Source organism: Paenibacillus sp. J22P143 (assembly GCF_059692035.1).
The window spans coordinates 13,573-29,138 of the sequence record NZ_JCAUAQ010000015.1 but is presented as its reverse complement, the minus strand read 5'-3'; the positions used below and the strand labels follow the sequence as shown (position 1 = coordinate 29,138).

The window sequence follows — 15,566 nt, the reverse complement described above, 5'->3', positions numbered from 1 at the left end:
TGTGTCATTTGCCCCGAAAGGTCATATCTGTGGGACGAGCGGCGTAAAACTTAAGAAGAGAAACTTAAATGATCGAGGTGGTGAGACCGTGCGGACAGCCATATGGTTGTACTTATTTATGTTTGTTGCATTCTTTGATTTACACGCGCAATACCCGATTTTATCCCCTTTCGCCTTATCACTGGGAGCTGCTCCCTCTTTCATAGGGCTCATCATGGGCGTATACTCGCTTACACATCTACCTGGCAATCTCATTGCTGGATACGGTGTAGACAAGTTCGGCAGCAAAATGTTCATCGTCTTTAGCTTAATTGTAGCAGGGATCATCTTACTATTTCAATCCAACGTCAAAGATCCTTGGCATCTGCTTTACATTCGTTCCATTAGCGGATTTGTACTTGCCTTCCTATCTCCGGCATGTTTATCCTTATTGGCTCGTATTGCGCGCGATCGCATTCATCAGAGCAAGCTCATGGCGGGGAATGGACTCGTTCACACGCTTGCATCCGTGGTCTCTCCTGCGGCAGGTGCTGTGTTAGTGGCCAAAATTGGCTTTACAACCGCATTTTCCGTGTTAGGCTGGGTCCTTATTATCACAGGAATCCTTGCCATCTTCGGCGTTAAGGAGAAAGAGCTATTAGCAGAACAGGGGAAGCACGCTGGTCAAGCCGTCGTATTAGACCCTCATGGTCACAATCTAATGCAGGATAATAACGAGATTTCGGATGGTGTCTCTATCCCATGGCTCTTCTTCCTCATCCCCATGGCACTCTCCTGCTCACAGGGGATTTTGTTCTTCGAGCTTCCTCTGATGAAGTCTGCACGGGAGTCGATCCTTACGTCTGGTGTCTTTTTCACATTGGTCAGCTTAGGTGCGCTGCTTAGTATCTCTTTTTGGTTTTTGAACAAAATATCACCCTTTATTCGGACGATTTGCGGTAGCATTGGACTGGCCGCCATTTTCTTCGGATTAGCCGTCAAGTGGCCGATTCCACTCTCGGTTTCTCTCTTCTTAGTCGGTATGGCCAAAGGTGTCATTTATCCAGCACTTGCAGCGTTACTTGCCAGTATAACCAGCAGTTCTCGATACGGTCGCATCTTCTCCTTACTATCGATTTCTTATTCCGTTGGTGCCTTTATCGGCCCAATGATGGCTGGTCAGCTTCGCGATCATATTTCCTCGTACTTTATCGCGTTCTTCATTCTCATGTTGGCTCTATCGCTATTGCCGCTTCGCACATTCAAATCGCCCGTAATCACTTCATAAGATAGCTTCACGAAAAGGCTTGATGTCGACCATCAGGCCTTTTTCCTGCTGTCACACATTGTAAATCCTTGTCATTTCCCAGGAAATAACATAGCCTCGAGACACTTGGATCACCGCTCCAAACAGGGTATACTACTCTAAAAAGGAATGAAGGTGATCCTATGTCCATTGCCATTATTGTTGAGGGAAAAAATGATAAAAGCCGTTTGAAACGCGTGCTTGATGATTCGGCTAGCATCCATTGCACCTTCGGAACTCCCAGTTCCATTACCCTAGATGCGCTTCGAAAAAAAGTTGGCGATCTACCCGTTTATATCTTCACCGACAATGATGCATCCGGTAAAAAAATCCGTTTCTTGCTGCGTGATACGTTTCCAGACGCTGAACAGATTTATACTCGCAAGGGTTATGCTGGGGTAGAAGGAACGCCTGAAGAGTATATCATCCAGCAATTAGAAAAAGCAGGACTGGACGCGTATATTATCTACCCTGCGCCCAACCCTGCTTATGAATAACGACTTGCGAATTATTTCCCTTTTGAAAGGGTCACGACATCCTTGACGATATGATCCGCATCCAGCTCCGGATCGACAACATAATAATGTCTTAACTGACCCTTTGGGTCCACCAACAATATGGCATTGGCATGCGTGAAATTACCGTCCTTCTCTTTGATCACCATGATCCCGAAGTCCTCAGCAAGCTTATGAACCTTCGCTTCCTCACCTCGGAGGAACGTCCATCCGCCTGGAATCGGCTTCGATTCGAAGCGATTTCCGAATGCTTTTAACACCTCAGGTGTATCCCGCGTCGGATCTACCGTAATCGACAAAATCTCCGCTTTAGAGCCAAGTAAATTCTTTTCCTTCAATTGATCCTGTACCTGAGAAAGCAAGAAACTCGTCGGAAAGCACACGTCTGGACAATAGGAGAAATAGAAATACACGAGTCTTACCTTACCTTCCATATCTTCGGAGGTAACCGTCTTACCATCTAAATCCTGAAGTTGAAACGAAGGCGCTGCCTTCATGGCCGTTAGCCTTGTATCCGGCTTATTCTCATTCGCCCACAATTTATAAGCAAAAGAGGCAATCATCGCGATTAATATCGCACCTAGTGCAAGCTTAAACCAGTTTTTCTCGAAAAACGTCCCCATTCGTTTTCTGTCCCCCAAACTAGCTGATTTTCGCTGTTGTATCAATGACCATCAAGATCGATAACAGCGTTAAATATAGAAGGGAGAACAAGAACATACGCTTTGCCCATACAATTTCCGCTTCCCCATTTGCTTTGAACCCTTTGACACTCATGAATACCCACATTAACCCAAGAATCGTGGATACAATCAAGAATACCGTCCCTACATAGCCATATGCCGTTAACATAACGGTAACAGGTACTAAAAGCACGACATAACGCACCATGCTAATTTTCGTAACGAAAGTTCCTTTGACAACTGGTAAAAGTGGAAAGCCCGCTGCACGGTACTCTTCCATACGGCGAATACCCAATGCCCAGAAATGCGGCGGCTGCCATAGAAACAAAAATAGGAAGATCAAGATTGCCCCTAAATCTACCGTCCCGCTAACCGCACAGTATCCGATAACGGGTGGTGTCGCACCCGAGAAGGCGCCGACGAATGTGCTCCAGACAGATGTCCTTTTGAACCAAGCCGTATAGAGCCAAACATATAAAAACAACCCAAGTAAACCGATCAATGTTGCTAAAGGTGACTGGGCTCCAAAGTATAGGACACCCAAACCGATTGTGCCTAAAATAATACCGTACCAGAGCACGAAATTAGCGCTGAGTCTTCCGCTTGGAAGTGCTCTATTCTGCGTACGCTCCATCTTCGCGTCCATCTCACGGTCCAGATAATTGTTCAGTACCGTACCTCCAGCCATCACCAGTGCTGTACCCAGCATCGTCATAATAAGATGGATCCAGTCCACATCCCACTGAGCAGCTAGCCAGTAACCAGCAAAAGCCGTCATGAGATTCGAATAAATAATACCTGGCTTCACCAGGCGGTAAAATTCTTTCAGGGTCACAGGTTCTGCCGCACCTTTGGTAAGGTTAGCTTCTATAGAATCAGTTCCAACGGACTCTTGGGACGAGCCTTTCGAAACGGTTTCGTAGGTGACTTGATTTTCCATGTATATTGACCTCCTCTATGTTGAAATTTCCGATCCTACTTCTAAATGAACATTCTCATCATACCAACCCCTACATCATTTGACAATGAAGCGCGGGCAGTTGTCATCATATTGTCGATTCTCCTTCCAGTATGCGTGGAAAATGGGCTTACCATTCGATTCCATTTGGAGAATACGTGAAAAAGTTGTAGGGAGTAACGCGTGGGACACCTTAACGCCCTTATCGATGCTCTCATAAAGGAACCTCTCACTACTATCCCCTTCGCTCAGGTCAGGCTCAGATCAGGCTCAGGTCAGCAAGAGTCGTTCCATCTTCTGAGCTAATGGGATAGTGCCCATAAGATTAGGCGTTAAAATATATCCCCCCCGGTGCCACATAAATAGGAAAAGGAAGCAGCATACTTGCTGCCTCCTTTTCCTATTTATTCACCAACAATGGCGTTAACTCAAATAAGCTGCGGCGAATCTGATGCCATGCCTTCGTCAGGATATCTTGCAGCTCCCAAGCGTGCCTTCCCAAGACATTCACAACGAGTCCGTGCTTATACGTAAGACTCGCTCCCATACGAACCTTGCCGCCTTCCAGTTGGCTCAGTTTCTCCACAATCGCCTCCAGATGTCGCTGTTTGAGGCGATCAGAGAAAATATACAAATTCCCCATGTGCGTCTCCCCCTCCCAGCAGCCTGGGGAAGTGAGCAGCATAGTCGCGGGCTCGATTCGCTGGTTTTGGTAAAAAATCAGCTCCCCCTCATACCAGACCTTCATCCGGTTCACATACCGCGCATACTGAAATATTTCCCCTCGCTGCGTTCGACCAGGGCAGATGACATCAGCGAATATCAACGCTGATCCCTTTGATAAATGAGCCTCTGTTTCCGCGAATAAGTCGGCGTCCTTATACAGCATCAATGGCTCAGGAATATACTCTAGCATCGCGTCAGCTTCCAGACGAAGAATTTGATGCTGCGTGCTTCCTTGCCCCACCACTGAAGGATGAACCTTCGTGAACGACTGGTTCGTTAGAAAAACACGTGCGCCCTCTTCAAGGCGCACGTTAATTTCGTAATGATCACCTGACATGAGACCAGGTGAACAATCCATCATATAGACGCCCAACTGATCCTTGGGCGCGGTATCCTCCATGCACGTTTCGTTCTCATAACGAAATGTTTTGGCGATTTTGAGCGGGGAGGCATGATATTTGTGAACGAGCCGCGTCTGGCCGCTGCGTACCGCAAATTGTGCGGCTATCTCCCCAGTCAGCTTAGGCATGACTGAACTCCGTCTCTATCCAGCTCACGATGTCATCCAACCCAGTACCGCCCATCAGGTTAGAGAAAATATATGGGCGTTCGCCGCGCATTTTTTTCGTATCGGAATCCATCACTTCTAGGCTAGCGCCTACATATGGGGCAAGATCAATTTTGTTGATGATCAGCATATCCGAACGCATGATGCCTGGACCGCCTTTACGCGGGATTTTCTCCCCTTGGGCCACATCAATGATATAGATGAAGCGATCCACAAGCTCCGGACTGAACGCAGCCGCCAAATTATCGCCGCCACTCTCAATGAAAATGATATCGAGATTCTCAAACCGCTTCTCCAGCTCTTCAATCGCTTCGAAATTCATCGAAGCATCCTCACGAATCGCCGTATGCGGGCATCCGCCTGTTTCGACTCCGATGATTCGCTCCTCTGGCAGCGCTTCAGAGCTAATCAGAATACGCGCATCTTCCTTCGTATAAATGTCATTCGTAATAACCGCAATACTGTAGCGACTGTTCAGCTTCCGTGCTAAGCGTTCTACTAGCGCTGTTTTGCCTGAGCCTACGGGACCGCCGATACCAATTCGCATAGGGCGATTGCGATCCGCTGCAGGTTTCTCCCATTCGTGATGATGATGACCGTTACCTTGACACATCGTCATTCCTCCTCGGATATATGTTTGGATTTCTTTCTAAGACATGAATAAACGCGAGTATAGGATTTCATGCTGCATCATGGCTAAGTCCGCAGCTGGTGAATTCGTGTAAGCATCCATCGGATCCATATGTGAAACCCGCTGCCATTCGCTTCCAGTCATTGGAACTAACTTCGCTAGCAGCATCTGACCTTGCGTTTGTCCAATAGACATCAGCCTCAGCGCGCTATTAATGCATGTCATAATACAAGTGTAGAGATACCCTTCGGCTGCTTGATTCAGCGGAACTCCCAAATGGTAGCTCACCCAACCGTGAACAACAGGATGATTCGAACTGCATTTCCCCGCGCTCACAGCATCATCGAAAGGCTGCCAATCCAGCTCTGGATACAGTGAACGTGCTAATTGGAGCAGTCTGCGTCCCATTTTCTGAACACCGATCCGCGTCTCACTCCCTACCCGCTGTACGTGGAGCATATGGTCAAGTTCCCAAAGCTGCCCCAATTCCCCTCGAGGAATATACTGATAAGCCGCCTTAATGACCATGGCATCCGAGGATGCCCAACTGTTAGCAAGCATCGAACGAATGTAAGCTTCTAGCTCCGAGACCGTCGTCAATCTCCCTTGTTGGACCAGTGTCTCCAAACCAAACGAGTGCGAAAACCCGCCAATCGGAAGCGCAGAATCCAAGAGCTGCTGATAGGCTAACCAGTGAAATGGTGGATGTTCTGTTACTGTCATTGTCGTCACCTCAGTCAGGACTTCCTTCAATTACATTATTAAAACAAGAAATACAACTGAGTCATCGGCAATTCCGACGCCGGCTCGCAGGTCACAGCCATCCCGTCAACTTTCACCTCGTAAGTTTCCGGATTTACTTCAATAGATGGCGTCCCGTCGTTATGGATCATATCTTTCTTTGAAATGCTGCGGCAGCCTTTTACCGGCTCGACCCGCTTGTGCAAACCGAATCGTTCCGCGATCCCGCTGTCATACGCAGCCTGAGAGACGAACGTAATCGAGCTTTGCGTCAACGCTTTCCCAAAAGCAGCGAACATCGGTCTTCCGAAGACAGGCTGCGGCGTTGGAATCGAAGCATTCGGATCGCCCATTTGTGCATACGCGATGCTGCCGCCTTTGAGGACCAGATCCGGCTTCACGCCGAAAAACATCGGACTCCAAACGACCAGATCTGCAAATTTACCGGGTTCAATCGACCCGACAAGATGCGAGATACCATGCGTAATGGCTGGATTTATTGTATATTTCGCCATATAGCGCTTAATGCGGAAATTATCATTATCTGCGTTATCAGGAACAAGCGGACCGCGTTGTTTTTTCATTTTATCCGCCGTTTGCCACGTACGAATAATGACCTCACCCACTCGCCCCATCGCTTGGGAATCGGAGCTCAGCATACTGAACACGCCGAGATCATGAAGTATATCTTCCGCTGCAATCGTTTCAGGGCGAATCCGAGAATCTGCGAAAGCGACATCCTCCGGAATTCGACTATCCAAGTGATGACACACCATCAACATATCCAAATGCTCTTCAATCGTATTAATCGTATAAGGCCGTGTCGGATTGGTCGAGGAGGGCAGGACGTTCAGTTCAGCCGCTGCGCGGATAATGTCAGGTGCATGCCCGCCTCCTGCCCCCTCGGTATGATAAGTATGAATCGTACGTCCTTTAATCGCAGCTAGCGTGTCTTCAAGAAACCCCGCTTCATTTAATGTATCCGTATGAATCGCCACTTGAACATCATAGCGATCTGCCGCTTCCAAACACATGTCGATGGCTGCCGGCGTTGTTCCCCAATCTTCATGAAGCTTCAAGCCGATGGCGCCCGCTTCAATTTGTTCCGTCAGAGGCCCCAGGAAGGAAGAGTTCCCTTTGCCGGTAAAGCCCAGATTCATCGGAAACGCTTCGGCCGCCTCCAGCATCCGTTGCAAATGCCAAGCACCCGGTGTGCAGGTTGTCGCGTTCGTTCCCGTTGCCGGCCCCGTCCCACCGCCGATCATCGTCGTCACGCCAGAGGAAAGCGCAGTTTCAATTTGCTGCGGACAAATAAAATGGATATGCGCATCGATGCCGCCAGCCGTTACGATTTTACCCTCGCCCGCAATGACCTCCGTGCTTGCACCTACGATCATATTGGGATGCACTCCATCCATAATATCCGGGTTGCCTGCTTTTCCAATGCCAACAATATGACCATCTCGAATACCGATATCGCCTTTGACAATACCCCAATGATCAATAATGACAGCGTTCGTAATTAATGTATCTAAGACACCCTGCGCTCGGGTCGCACCGCTAGACTGCCCCATGCCGTCACGGATCACCTTCCCGCCACCGAATTTGCATTCATCTCCATATACGGTGTAATCATGCTCGATTTGCGCCCAAAGCTCTGTGTCTGCCAACCGAATGGCATCGCCAGTTGTAGGGCCAAACATCAGTGCATAGTTCTTACGATCTATTCGACTCACCGAGCATCCCCTCCCAAGCCTGCCATCTTTCTTTCGTTTCTGCCGACATTTTGTCTTTTTCCGCTAAACCTTGACTCAAATTATTAAGTCCATAAGACAGCTTCGCCCCGCCTAATTCGACAAGTTGCACCGGCTTCTGCTCGCCAGGCTCGAAACGGACAGCCGTTCCTGCCGGGATGTCTAAGCGCATGCCAAAGGCTGACTCTCTCGGGAAATCCAAACCTCGATTGACTTCAAAAAAGTGAAAATGGGACCCTACTTGAACCGGTCGATCTCCTGTATTGGTAACGATGATTTCAATCGTCTGTCTGCCTACATTCATTTCAATAAAGCCTTTGGCTGTTCGATATTCGCCGGGAACCATGCGCTCGCCCCTTTCACAACTATTATGTAATAGGTTCATGTACGGTAACTAATTTGGTCCCATCGGGAAACGTGGCTTCCACCTGCACTTCATGAATCATTTGAGGCACGCCCTCCATCACCTGATCTGCTTTCAAAATAGTCGTACCAAACGCCATAAGCTGCGCAACCGTCAAGCCATCCCTAGCCCCTTCCATGATTTCGGAAGTCAATAACGCAATGCTCTCTGGATAATTCAGCTTTAACCCTCGAGCTAGTCTTCGTCTAGCTAAGTCTGCAGCTACGGTAATGAGTAACTTCTCTTTCTCTCTTTCCGTTAAATGCACGTTTCTCACCTCTCCAAAAACCGAATAATGGTAATCCTTTACACTCATTATATTCGTGTATTTATCGAATGTAAATCTTTTATGTCATATATACTTACATTAAAAATGCAATTTTTAAATACATTTTCGTTTTCATGTGATTTTCACAAGATTTTCACTCATCTTTGTGCATTATAAACAAAAAACATTCTATACGTGTCATATATATTGACATTAACTTGTGTCGCCATTTATCATAAGCCATGTATTCCAAATCTTGTAAGGCAAGGGAGTGGGACGTAAATGAGAGAGATAAGAAACAAAGGTAAGCTTACAGTTGCACTTAGTATGGCCTTGATGTTAGTTGCGGCCGGCTGTGCGAAGACAGAAACTACCACCTCTACGACGACTGTACCTGCGGCTTCAACAACAACGGGGGACACCGTACCAGTGGGAATTCTTCACTCACTAACAGGTACAATGTCCATCAGTGAGGTATCTGTTCGAGATGCTGAGCTCATGGCGATTGATGAAATTAATGCAGCTGGGGGACTATTGGGCAAAAAGATTAAACCCGTGATCGAAGATGGGGCATCGGATTGGCCAACTTTTGCAGAGAAGACAAAGAAGCTCCTGCAAAAAGACAGCGTAGTAACAATTTTCGGTTGTTGGACATCGGCTAGCCGTAAAGCTGTGCTTCCGGTTGTCGAGCAAAACAAAGGCTTACTGTGGTACCCGGTTCAGTATGAAGGCGTAGAATCATCCCCTAACATCTTCTACATCGGTGCAACAACGAACCAACAAATCATCCCCGCAGTAACTTGGCTCCTGCAAAACAAAGGCAAGAAATTCTTCCTCCTCGGTTCCGATTACGTCTTCCCTAGAACAGCCAACAAAATTATTAAAGAGCAGTTGAAAGCAGATGGCGGAACACTTGTTGCGGAAGAATACACACCACTTGGACACACCGACTACAATACAATCATTAGTAAGATTAAAAAGGAAAAACCAGACGTTGTCTTCAACACATTGAACGGTGATAGTAATGTTGCCTTCTTCAAGCAGCTGCAAGACGCAGGCATAACTTCCAAAGATTTAACAACCATGTCCGTAAGTATCGCCGAAGAAGAAGTACGCGGTATCGGTGCTTCCGTTCTCGATGGTCACTACACGGCATGGAATTACTACCAAACAACGGATATTCCAGAAAACAAAAAATTCGTTGAAGCTTACAAAGCCAAATACGGCAAAGACCGCGTAACGGACGATCCGATTGAAGCAGGCTATACAGCTGTATATCTATGGGCTGAAGCTGTGAAAAAAGCTGGCTCCTTTGATGTAGAGAAAGTAAAAGCAGCTGCGAAAGGCATTGAATTTAATTCACCTGAAGGTAAAGTTACGATCGATGGTGAGAACCAACATATTTTCAAAACGGCACGTATCGGTCAAATCACGGCAGATGGCCAAATCAAAGAGATTTGGAACTCAGGCAAAGCTCTCAAACCTGATCCATTCCTCAAAACATATCCTTGGGGCGCAGAAGTAACGAAGTGATAAAGATGCTTCTCATTCAGAAACCAGGACTGCCTAACCGCAGTCCTGGATTTCCTTATTTCAATAACAGAAAGGAGAGGTTGCCATGAGTTTACTTCTGCTTCAATTATTTAACGGACTCAGCTTAAGCTCCATTCTGCTCTTAATCGCAATCGGTCTCGCCATTACCTTCGGCCTCATGAATGTCATGAATATGGCTCATGGTGAATTTATTATGATCGGCGCTTATATGGCTTATCTCGTACAGAAAGGGTTCCAATCCTATATGCCCGCTTCTGCATTCGGTTGGTACTTCGTCGTTTCACTTGGCGTTGCTTTTGTCGTCGCCTTCGCCATAGGCTGGCTGCTCGAAGTTGTGCTCATCCGCTTCATGTACGGCAGACCGTTGGATAGCTTATTAGCTACCTGGGGAGTCTCTCTCGCCTTACAACAAATTGCCCGATCCATCTTTGGCGCTCCTAACGTCGCTGTTAAAGCCCCGCAATGGCTGGAAGGCGGATGGCATGTCACGGCAGACTTAATTCTTCCCTATAAGCGACTCTTCATCATTGGGCTTGTCGCACTCTGTATCCTCATCATCTACATGTATCTGTATCACTCTGCTGGCGGCAGACGGATGAGAGCCGTTATGCAAAATCGTGAAATGGCTTCTTGCTTGGGTATATCTACGCGTAGAGTGGATGCACAATCCTTCGCCTTTGGCTCTGCCATGGCGGGTATCGCTGGCTGCGCCCTTTCCTTACTCGGACCAATTGGACCTACGATCGGCACGTATTACATTGTTGATGCCTTTATGGTCGTCGTGCTCGGCGGAATTGGCAAGCTAATAGGCACAGCAGCTGGCGCATTAGGAATCGGGGTATTCAATACCGCCTTAGAATATACGACCAGCGCTACGCTCGGTAAAGTACTTGTCTTTACACTGATCATTGCCTTCTTACAATGGAAGCCGATGGGACTTGTGACGATGCGTTCAAGATCCTTAGATTGAAGAAAGGATGTGACCTCTTCTATGCTCTTTGCAAGACAATCTAAGATCAAACTATCTATTTATGGTATTTGTATACTACTCATCGCGCTTGCCCCCCTATTCTTGTCTGACTTTCGTTTATCCTTACTCGGCAAATTCCTGGCTTATGCCATTATCGCGATCGGAATTGACTTAATCTGGGGATATACCGGCATTTTAAGTCTTGGTCATGGCGTTTATTTCGGACTCGGCGCTTATTGTATGGCCATGCATTTGAAGCTGGCTTCCACGCCCAATCAATTGCCTGATTTCATGTCCTGGAGCGGTGTCAAAAGCTTGCCCTGGTTCTGGGTACCGTTTCATAGTGCCACGGCCGCGTTCCTGTTGGCGCTTATTGTACCGATGATTGTCGCCTTCATTCTCGGATATTTCACATTCCGTAATCGCATCAAAGGCGCATTCTTCTCCATTTTATCCCAAGCATTAGTCATCATTACGGTGACACTATTCGTCGGGCAGCAAGGCTATACAGGCGGTACCAATGGACTGACCAACTTTACAACCTTTCTCGGTCTGAATCTGCAACTCCAATCAACGAAACTGCTATTTTTCTATCTCACCCTAGCCGTCGTGATTCTCGTTCTGATCCTCAGCACTATACTCGTGACCAGCCGACTAGGCAATATTCTCACTGCGATTCGTGATGGCGAAAATAGAGTACGTTTCATCGGCTATAATCCCGTCACTTATAAAGTTTTCATCTACTGCGTCTCCGCAGGATTAGCCGGACTTGCCGGCGTACTCTTCGTACTTCAAGAAGGGATTATCTCACCTGCACAAATGGGTATCGTGCCATCGATTGAAATGGTTCTATGGGTAGCTATTGGCGGTCGTTCAACCATTGGCGGCGCTATTCTTGGAGCATTAGTTACGAATACAGCTAAAACAACCTTTAGCGAAGCTTATCCTGCTTGGTGGCCCATCATGCTAGGAGCCATGTTCATTATTGTCGTTTTATTACTGCCGAAGGGAATCGTCGGAACATTGGTCCATTATTTCTCGAATTGGAAAAAAACCAACCTCCCTAATCAGATCTCGACATCGCAAGAAGCAATAGAAACATGAGCTCCGCTTATGTTAAACGGAAAGGGGAACATTTCAATGCTAGGACAATTAGCGAAACAACAACCGACAACTGACGAGACCATCCTGAGCGTCAAAGGACTTGAGGTGAACTTCGACGGGTTCAAAGCCTTGCGAAATCTAGATTTCTCGTTAAAATATGGCGAACTTCGCTTCCTAATCGGCCCTAATGGTGCTGGCAAAACAACGCTGCTCGATGTGATCTGCGGCAAAGTAAAGCCGTCCCAAGGACACGTCTTTTTCAAGGATTCCATTGATCTCACCAAGCACCAAGAGCACCAAATTGCCCAGCTTGGCATTGGACGTAAATTCCAAGCGCCTACCGTTTTTTCCACCTTAACGGTTTTTGAAAATCTGGCACTTTCAATGAAACAGCAGCGCGGACTCCTCAGTGCGCTCTGGGCCAAAACCACAAGTGAACAAAGAGATCGACTCCATCTCAGACTTGAAATGATCGGCCTTCAAAGTAAAGCCAACGAACGAGCAGGCTCTCTCGCCCACGGAGAAAAGCAGTGGCTCGAAATCGGCATGCTCCTTATGCAAGAGCCCGATCTCTTGTTGCTCGATGAGCCTGCCGCTGGTATGACCGACAATGAAACAGAGAAGACCGGTGAGCTGCTGCATGAAATTGCAGCGAATCAAACCATTATCGTCGTTGAGCACGACATGGCGTTCGTGCGCCAGTTCGCCAGAACAGTAACCGTTCTTCACGAAGGAACTGTCCTGCGAGAAGGCTCCATGCAAGACATTCAGAATGATGACAAAGTAGCTGAAGTATACCTCGGAAGGAGAGTTGAACGCGGTGCTTAAACTACACAATATTGAATCCGGCTACGGAGAAAGCATGGTCGTCCGGGGCGTTAACCTCGCGGTTAAGCCTGGCCAGATCGTTTGTCTGATGGGACGTAACGGGGTTGGGAAATCAACATTGATGAAGAGTATCATGGGACTCATTAAGTCCAAATCCGGCAAGATCCAGTACATGGATGCAGACATCACTTCGTCCTCACCAGATCGCCGCGCCAAGTCAGGTATTGGCTATGTCCCGCAAGGCCGGGAAATATTTCCTCAACTCACCGTCGAGGAAAATCTTTTATTAGGCCTAGAGGCCGCATCGGATCGTCGCAAGAAACTGCCAGACACACTTTTCGATACGTTTCCTGTTCTTCGCGAAATGCTTCATCGTAAAGGAGGGGACCTCAGCGGCGGTCAGCAGCAGCAGTTAGCCATCGCACGGGCATTAGCTTCTGGACCGAAGCTCTTGCTTCTGGATGAACCTATGGAAGGGATACAGCCTTCTATCGTCATGGAGATCGAGGCGATCATTGAAACGATTAAGCGAAATCGAGAAATCGCGGTGCTTTTAGTCGAGCAGAGTTTAGAATTTGCCACAAGCATTGCTGATTACTACTATGTTCTCGACCGCGGCACCATCGCTGCCGAAGGGATCGCGGAGCATTTAAGCGAAGATCTCGTTCGAAAGCATTTAACCGTATGATTGTTCGCTTCCCTCAACCTCCTACCACAAAGAAGCTAACCAACTTGACCTAAGGAATTAGGATTCAAGTAGCGTACAGCTTCTTTTTTTTACTGGAAAACAAGTTAAAACTGGACGTCACAAAATGGATAGGATAACATGTCATATAGATAGGATCGATTATTGCGCACGGCATATCGAGCACCTAGCCTTTTAAAGGAAAAGGAGGGGACCTGTATGTCAAAAATATTAATCATCGAAGACGATTTAAGTATCGGTGAAATGATGGCCATTTACTTATACGAAGATGGCTATGAAGTGAAGCGTGCGGAGAACGGTCGGCAAGGCGAGGTCTTATTCCGAGAATTTCAGCCTGATATGATCGTTCTTGATCTCATGCTGCCTGATATGGATGGCATTCAGTTGTGTACGACGATTCGTTACACCTCGACCATTCCGATCTTGATGGTATCCGCTAAGAACGAAGTTTCAGATCGTGTGAAGGGCCTTCAGACTGGCGCTGATGACTACCTGTGCAAACCATTTTCGATGAGAGAGCTTTCGGCAAGAATACAAGCTTTACTTCGGCGTTCCAACGCTTTTCCTCCACAGGCTCCATCATCTTCAGACATGTCCAATCAACAGGGGATCCACTTAGAATTGGAGACTCGTTGTCTATATGTTGGCGGCAAAAATATTGAAACCACGTTCTCCGAATTTGAAATTATGAAGCTTTTTTGGCAAAATCAAGGCAGGGTTTACAGTCGTGAAGAGCTGTTAAATCGGGTTCGCGGCTTTGATTCTCAGGTAACCGAGCGTGCGATCGACGTCCATATTGCCAACCTTCGTAAAAAAATAGAAGATGATCCCAAAGAACCCAAGCACATTAAGACCGTGTGGGGTGTCGGTTATAAATTTCTACTCATGTAAAGCTCCCTTGGGAGCTTTTTTTGTTTGCTAAATTCGTCACCAAATAGGCATTCGCACAATATGATGATTAAGGAAAATGACTTTCATTTAAGAAGAATGCTTTCGTGTTGAAAGCTCAAGGAGGAAATCATCATCATGTTAAACAATCCATACAAAATAGGTAATCAAGCAATGCCGCAAGTTCAGTATGGCAACCCATATCCTGCGTACCCGGTCCCTACAAACATTACGAACAAAATCGTCCCACCTACACCAGCGGGATCTGTTCTCACGCCACCTGGCGGCTTACAAACAGGTGTGAATGTACTCCCTCCAATCGAAGAATCCTACATTGAAAATATTCTTCGTTTAAACCTTGGTAAAATGGCAACCATCTACATGACATACGAAAACAACTCCGAGTGGAACGCCAAAATTTTCAAAGGTAGACTAGAAGCGGCTGGCCGTGATCATATCATTATTAGCGACCCCGTGACTGGCATGCGTTTCCTATTACTTATGGTGAATTTGGATTACATCACATTTGATGAAGAGCTTAATTACGCTTATCCCTTCCGGGGCGGAGTCTCCAGATAAATAGCTGATTCGCATGCGAAAACCGTTGCCCTGATTAGGGAGCAACGGTTTTTTGTTTAGGCAAACTTAGTTGCCGAGAAGTGCCACATATGCAGCTTCTTGATACCGCCTTGGATCCACTGCTCCCAATCTCCCTGCTGGCCATCTCCCAGCCCCTGTTCCAAGCGTTCCTGCTTCATACTCAGATAGTCCTCATAGGTAACTTCATGCCAAATTTCTACATAAAGTCCCTCCTGATCCGTTCCCTCCAATAGCTCCAAATGCCCTTCCCGCCGCTGAAGTTCTTGCATATAGATGAGAAATAAAGCACGATATTCTGGTTTTATGGCATACTCTACAAAAACTTTAGACATTTTTAGATCTCCTTCTGATTTATTTTTTACTCTAAAATGGTAAACTAAGAAC

The 15,566-nt window shown here is 47.0% G+C and carries 18 protein-coding genes; 9 read left to right on the top strand and 9 right to left on the bottom strand.

All coding sequences use genetic code 11. The features are described from left to right. The first annotated feature begins 88 nt into the window (after positions 1 to 88). The gene (locus tag AC58PQ_RS19255; protein ID WP_497244310.1) at positions 89 to 1,267 is read left to right on the top strand and encodes an MFS transporter; all 1,179 of its coding nucleotides are present in this window, start codon (positions 89 to 91) and stop codon (positions 1,265 to 1,267) included. A gap of 161 nt (positions 1,268 to 1,428) precedes the next feature. Further along, positions 1,429 to 1,782 carry a toprim domain-containing protein gene (locus tag AC58PQ_RS19250; RefSeq protein ID WP_497244308.1) on the top strand — a complete coding sequence of 118 codons (354 nt, stop codon included), beginning with the start codon at positions 1,429 to 1,431 and terminating at the stop codon, positions 1,780 to 1,782. An 11-nt stretch (positions 1,783 to 1,793) separates the two neighbouring features. Here the strand turns inward: AC58PQ_RS19250 and AC58PQ_RS19245 are convergent, their stop codons facing one another. The 8 genes from AC58PQ_RS19245 to AC58PQ_RS19210 form a co-directional block, all read right to left on the bottom strand. Beyond that, positions 1,794 to 2,423 (bottom strand): SCO family protein, encoded by a 630-nt coding sequence (locus tag AC58PQ_RS19245; RefSeq protein WP_497244306.1) that lies wholly within the window; start codon positions 2,421 to 2,423, stop codon positions 1,794 to 1,796. Between the two features lie 19 nt (positions 2,424 to 2,442). Then, positions 2,443 to 3,423, bottom strand: coding sequence for a heme o synthase (cyoE, locus tag AC58PQ_RS19240; RefSeq protein WP_497244304.1), 981 nt, complete (start codon positions 3,421 to 3,423; stop codon positions 2,443 to 2,445). 418 nt (positions 3,424 to 3,841) lie between these two features. Beyond that, on the bottom strand, positions 3,842 to 4,696 hold the full coding sequence (locus AC58PQ_RS19235; protein WP_497244302.1) for an urease accessory protein UreD: 855 nt from the start codon (positions 4,694 to 4,696) through the stop codon (positions 3,842 to 3,844). Further along, a complete protein-coding gene (gene ureG, locus AC58PQ_RS19230; protein WP_497244300.1) occupies positions 4,689 to 5,348 on the bottom strand; it encodes an urease accessory protein UreG in 660 nt (219 codons plus the stop codon). The genes AC58PQ_RS19235 and ureG overlap by 8 nt, the downstream gene beginning before the upstream one ends. A 36-nt stretch (positions 5,349 to 5,384) precedes the next feature. Then, positions 5,385 to 6,089, bottom strand: a complete 705-nt coding sequence (locus AC58PQ_RS19225) for an urease accessory protein UreF (protein ID WP_497244298.1) — start codon at positions 6,087 to 6,089, stop codon at positions 5,385 to 5,387. A 38-nt stretch (positions 6,090 to 6,127) separates the two neighbouring features. Continuing rightward, positions 6,128 to 7,843 carry an urease subunit alpha gene (ureC, locus tag AC58PQ_RS19220; RefSeq protein WP_497244296.1) on the bottom strand — a complete coding sequence of 572 codons (1,716 nt, stop codon included), beginning with the start codon at positions 7,841 to 7,843 and terminating at the stop codon, positions 6,128 to 6,130. Beyond that, positions 7,824 to 8,207, bottom strand: a complete 384-nt coding sequence (ureB, locus tag AC58PQ_RS19215; RefSeq protein WP_497244294.1) for an urease subunit beta — start codon at positions 8,205 to 8,207, stop codon at positions 7,824 to 7,826. Before ureB ends, ureC begins: the two co-directional genes overlap by 20 nt. A 22-nt stretch (positions 8,208 to 8,229) precedes the next feature. Then, positions 8,230 to 8,532 carry an urease subunit gamma gene (locus AC58PQ_RS19210; protein WP_056613424.1) on the bottom strand — a complete coding sequence of 101 codons (303 nt, stop codon included), beginning with the start codon at positions 8,530 to 8,532 and terminating at the stop codon, positions 8,230 to 8,232. Positions 8,533 to 8,814: 282 nt separating this feature from the next. On the opposite strand from AC58PQ_RS19210, the gene urtA reads away from it, so the two are divergent. From urtA to gerQ, 7 genes are all read left to right on the top strand, one after another. Continuing rightward, positions 8,815 to 10,065 carry an urea ABC transporter substrate-binding protein gene (gene urtA / locus AC58PQ_RS19205; protein WP_497244292.1) on the top strand — a complete coding sequence of 417 codons (1,251 nt, stop codon included), beginning with the start codon at positions 8,815 to 8,817 and terminating at the stop codon, positions 10,063 to 10,065. An 85-nt stretch (positions 10,066 to 10,150) separates the two neighbouring features. Continuing rightward, on the top strand, positions 10,151 to 11,056 hold the full coding sequence (gene urtB, locus AC58PQ_RS19200) for an urea ABC transporter permease subunit UrtB (protein WP_497244290.1): 906 nt from the start codon (positions 10,151 to 10,153) through the stop codon (positions 11,054 to 11,056). A 21-nt stretch (positions 11,057 to 11,077) separates the two neighbouring features. Continuing rightward, on the top strand, positions 11,078 to 12,160 hold the full coding sequence (gene urtC, locus AC58PQ_RS19195) for an urea ABC transporter permease subunit UrtC (protein ID WP_497244288.1): 1,083 nt from the start codon (positions 11,078 to 11,080) through the stop codon (positions 12,158 to 12,160). A 36-nt stretch (positions 12,161 to 12,196) separates the two neighbouring features. Further along, positions 12,197 to 12,988 carry an urea ABC transporter ATP-binding protein UrtD gene (gene urtD / locus AC58PQ_RS19190; RefSeq protein ID WP_497244286.1) on the top strand — a complete coding sequence of 264 codons (792 nt, stop codon included), beginning with the start codon at positions 12,197 to 12,199 and terminating at the stop codon, positions 12,986 to 12,988. Continuing rightward, positions 12,981 to 13,676, top strand: coding sequence for an urea ABC transporter ATP-binding subunit UrtE (gene urtE, locus AC58PQ_RS19185; RefSeq protein WP_497244284.1), 696 nt, complete (start codon positions 12,981 to 12,983; stop codon positions 13,674 to 13,676). Before urtD ends, urtE begins: the two co-directional genes overlap by 8 nt. Positions 13,677 to 13,892: 216 nt before the next feature. Continuing rightward, positions 13,893 to 14,585, top strand: a complete 693-nt coding sequence (locus AC58PQ_RS19180) for a response regulator transcription factor (protein ID WP_497244282.1) — start codon at positions 13,893 to 13,895, stop codon at positions 14,583 to 14,585. Between the two features lie 135 nt (positions 14,586 to 14,720). Further along, positions 14,721 to 15,161 carry a spore coat protein GerQ gene (gene gerQ, locus AC58PQ_RS19175; RefSeq protein WP_497244280.1) on the top strand — a complete coding sequence of 147 codons (441 nt, stop codon included), beginning with the start codon at positions 14,721 to 14,723 and terminating at the stop codon, positions 15,159 to 15,161. A 56-nt stretch (positions 15,162 to 15,217) separates the two neighbouring features. Here the strand turns inward: gerQ and AC58PQ_RS19170 are convergent, their stop codons facing one another. Further along, a complete protein-coding gene (locus AC58PQ_RS19170) occupies positions 15,218 to 15,514 on the bottom strand; it encodes a hypothetical protein (protein WP_497244278.1) in 297 nt (98 codons plus the stop codon). Positions 15,515 to 15,566 lie beyond the last annotated feature (52 nt).

Bases quoted from the DNA above. Each gene is read 5' to 3' on its own strand.
- AC58PQ_RS19250 (WP_497244308.1), top strand. From the start codon at position 1,429: ATGTCCATTGCCATTATTGTTGAGGGAAAAAATGATAAAAGCCGTTTG.
- urtA (WP_497244292.1), top strand. From the start codon at position 8,815: ATGAGAGAGATAAGAAACAAAGGTAAGCTTACAGTTGCACTTAGTATG.
- AC58PQ_RS19170 (WP_497244278.1), bottom strand. From the start codon at position 15,514: ATGTCTAAAGTTTTTGTAGAGTATGCCATAAAACCAGAATATCGTGCT.
- AC58PQ_RS19180 (WP_497244282.1), top strand. From the start codon at position 13,893: ATGTCAAAAATATTAATCATCGAAGACGATTTAAGTATCGGTGAAATG.
- AC58PQ_RS19245 (WP_497244306.1), bottom strand. From the start codon at position 2,423: ATGGGGACGTTTTTCGAGAAAAACTGGTTTAAGCTTGCACTAGGTGCG.
- cyoE (WP_497244304.1), bottom strand. From the start codon at position 3,423: ATGGAAAATCAAGTCACCTACGAAACCGTTTCGAAAGGCTCGTCCCAA.
- ureB (WP_497244294.1), bottom strand. From the start codon at position 8,207: ATGGTTCCCGGCGAATATCGAACAGCCAAAGGCTTTATTGAAATGAAT.
- urtC (WP_497244288.1), top strand. From the start codon at position 11,078: ATGCTCTTTGCAAGACAATCTAAGATCAAACTATCTATTTATGGTATT.
- AC58PQ_RS19225 (WP_497244298.1), bottom strand. From the start codon at position 6,089: ATGACAGTAACAGAACATCCACCATTTCACTGGTTAGCCTATCAGCAG.
- ureG (WP_497244300.1), bottom strand. From the start codon at position 5,348: ATGTGTCAAGGTAACGGTCATCATCATCACGAATGGGAGAAACCTGCA.
- urtD (WP_497244286.1), top strand. From the start codon at position 12,197: ATGCTAGGACAATTAGCGAAACAACAACCGACAACTGACGAGACCATC.
- AC58PQ_RS19235 (WP_497244302.1), bottom strand. From the start codon at position 4,696: ATGCCTAAGCTGACTGGGGAGATAGCCGCACAATTTGCGGTACGCAGC.
- urtB (WP_497244290.1), top strand. From the start codon at position 10,151: ATGAGTTTACTTCTGCTTCAATTATTTAACGGACTCAGCTTAAGCTCC.
- gerQ (WP_497244280.1), top strand. From the start codon at position 14,721: ATGTTAAACAATCCATACAAAATAGGTAATCAAGCAATGCCGCAAGTT.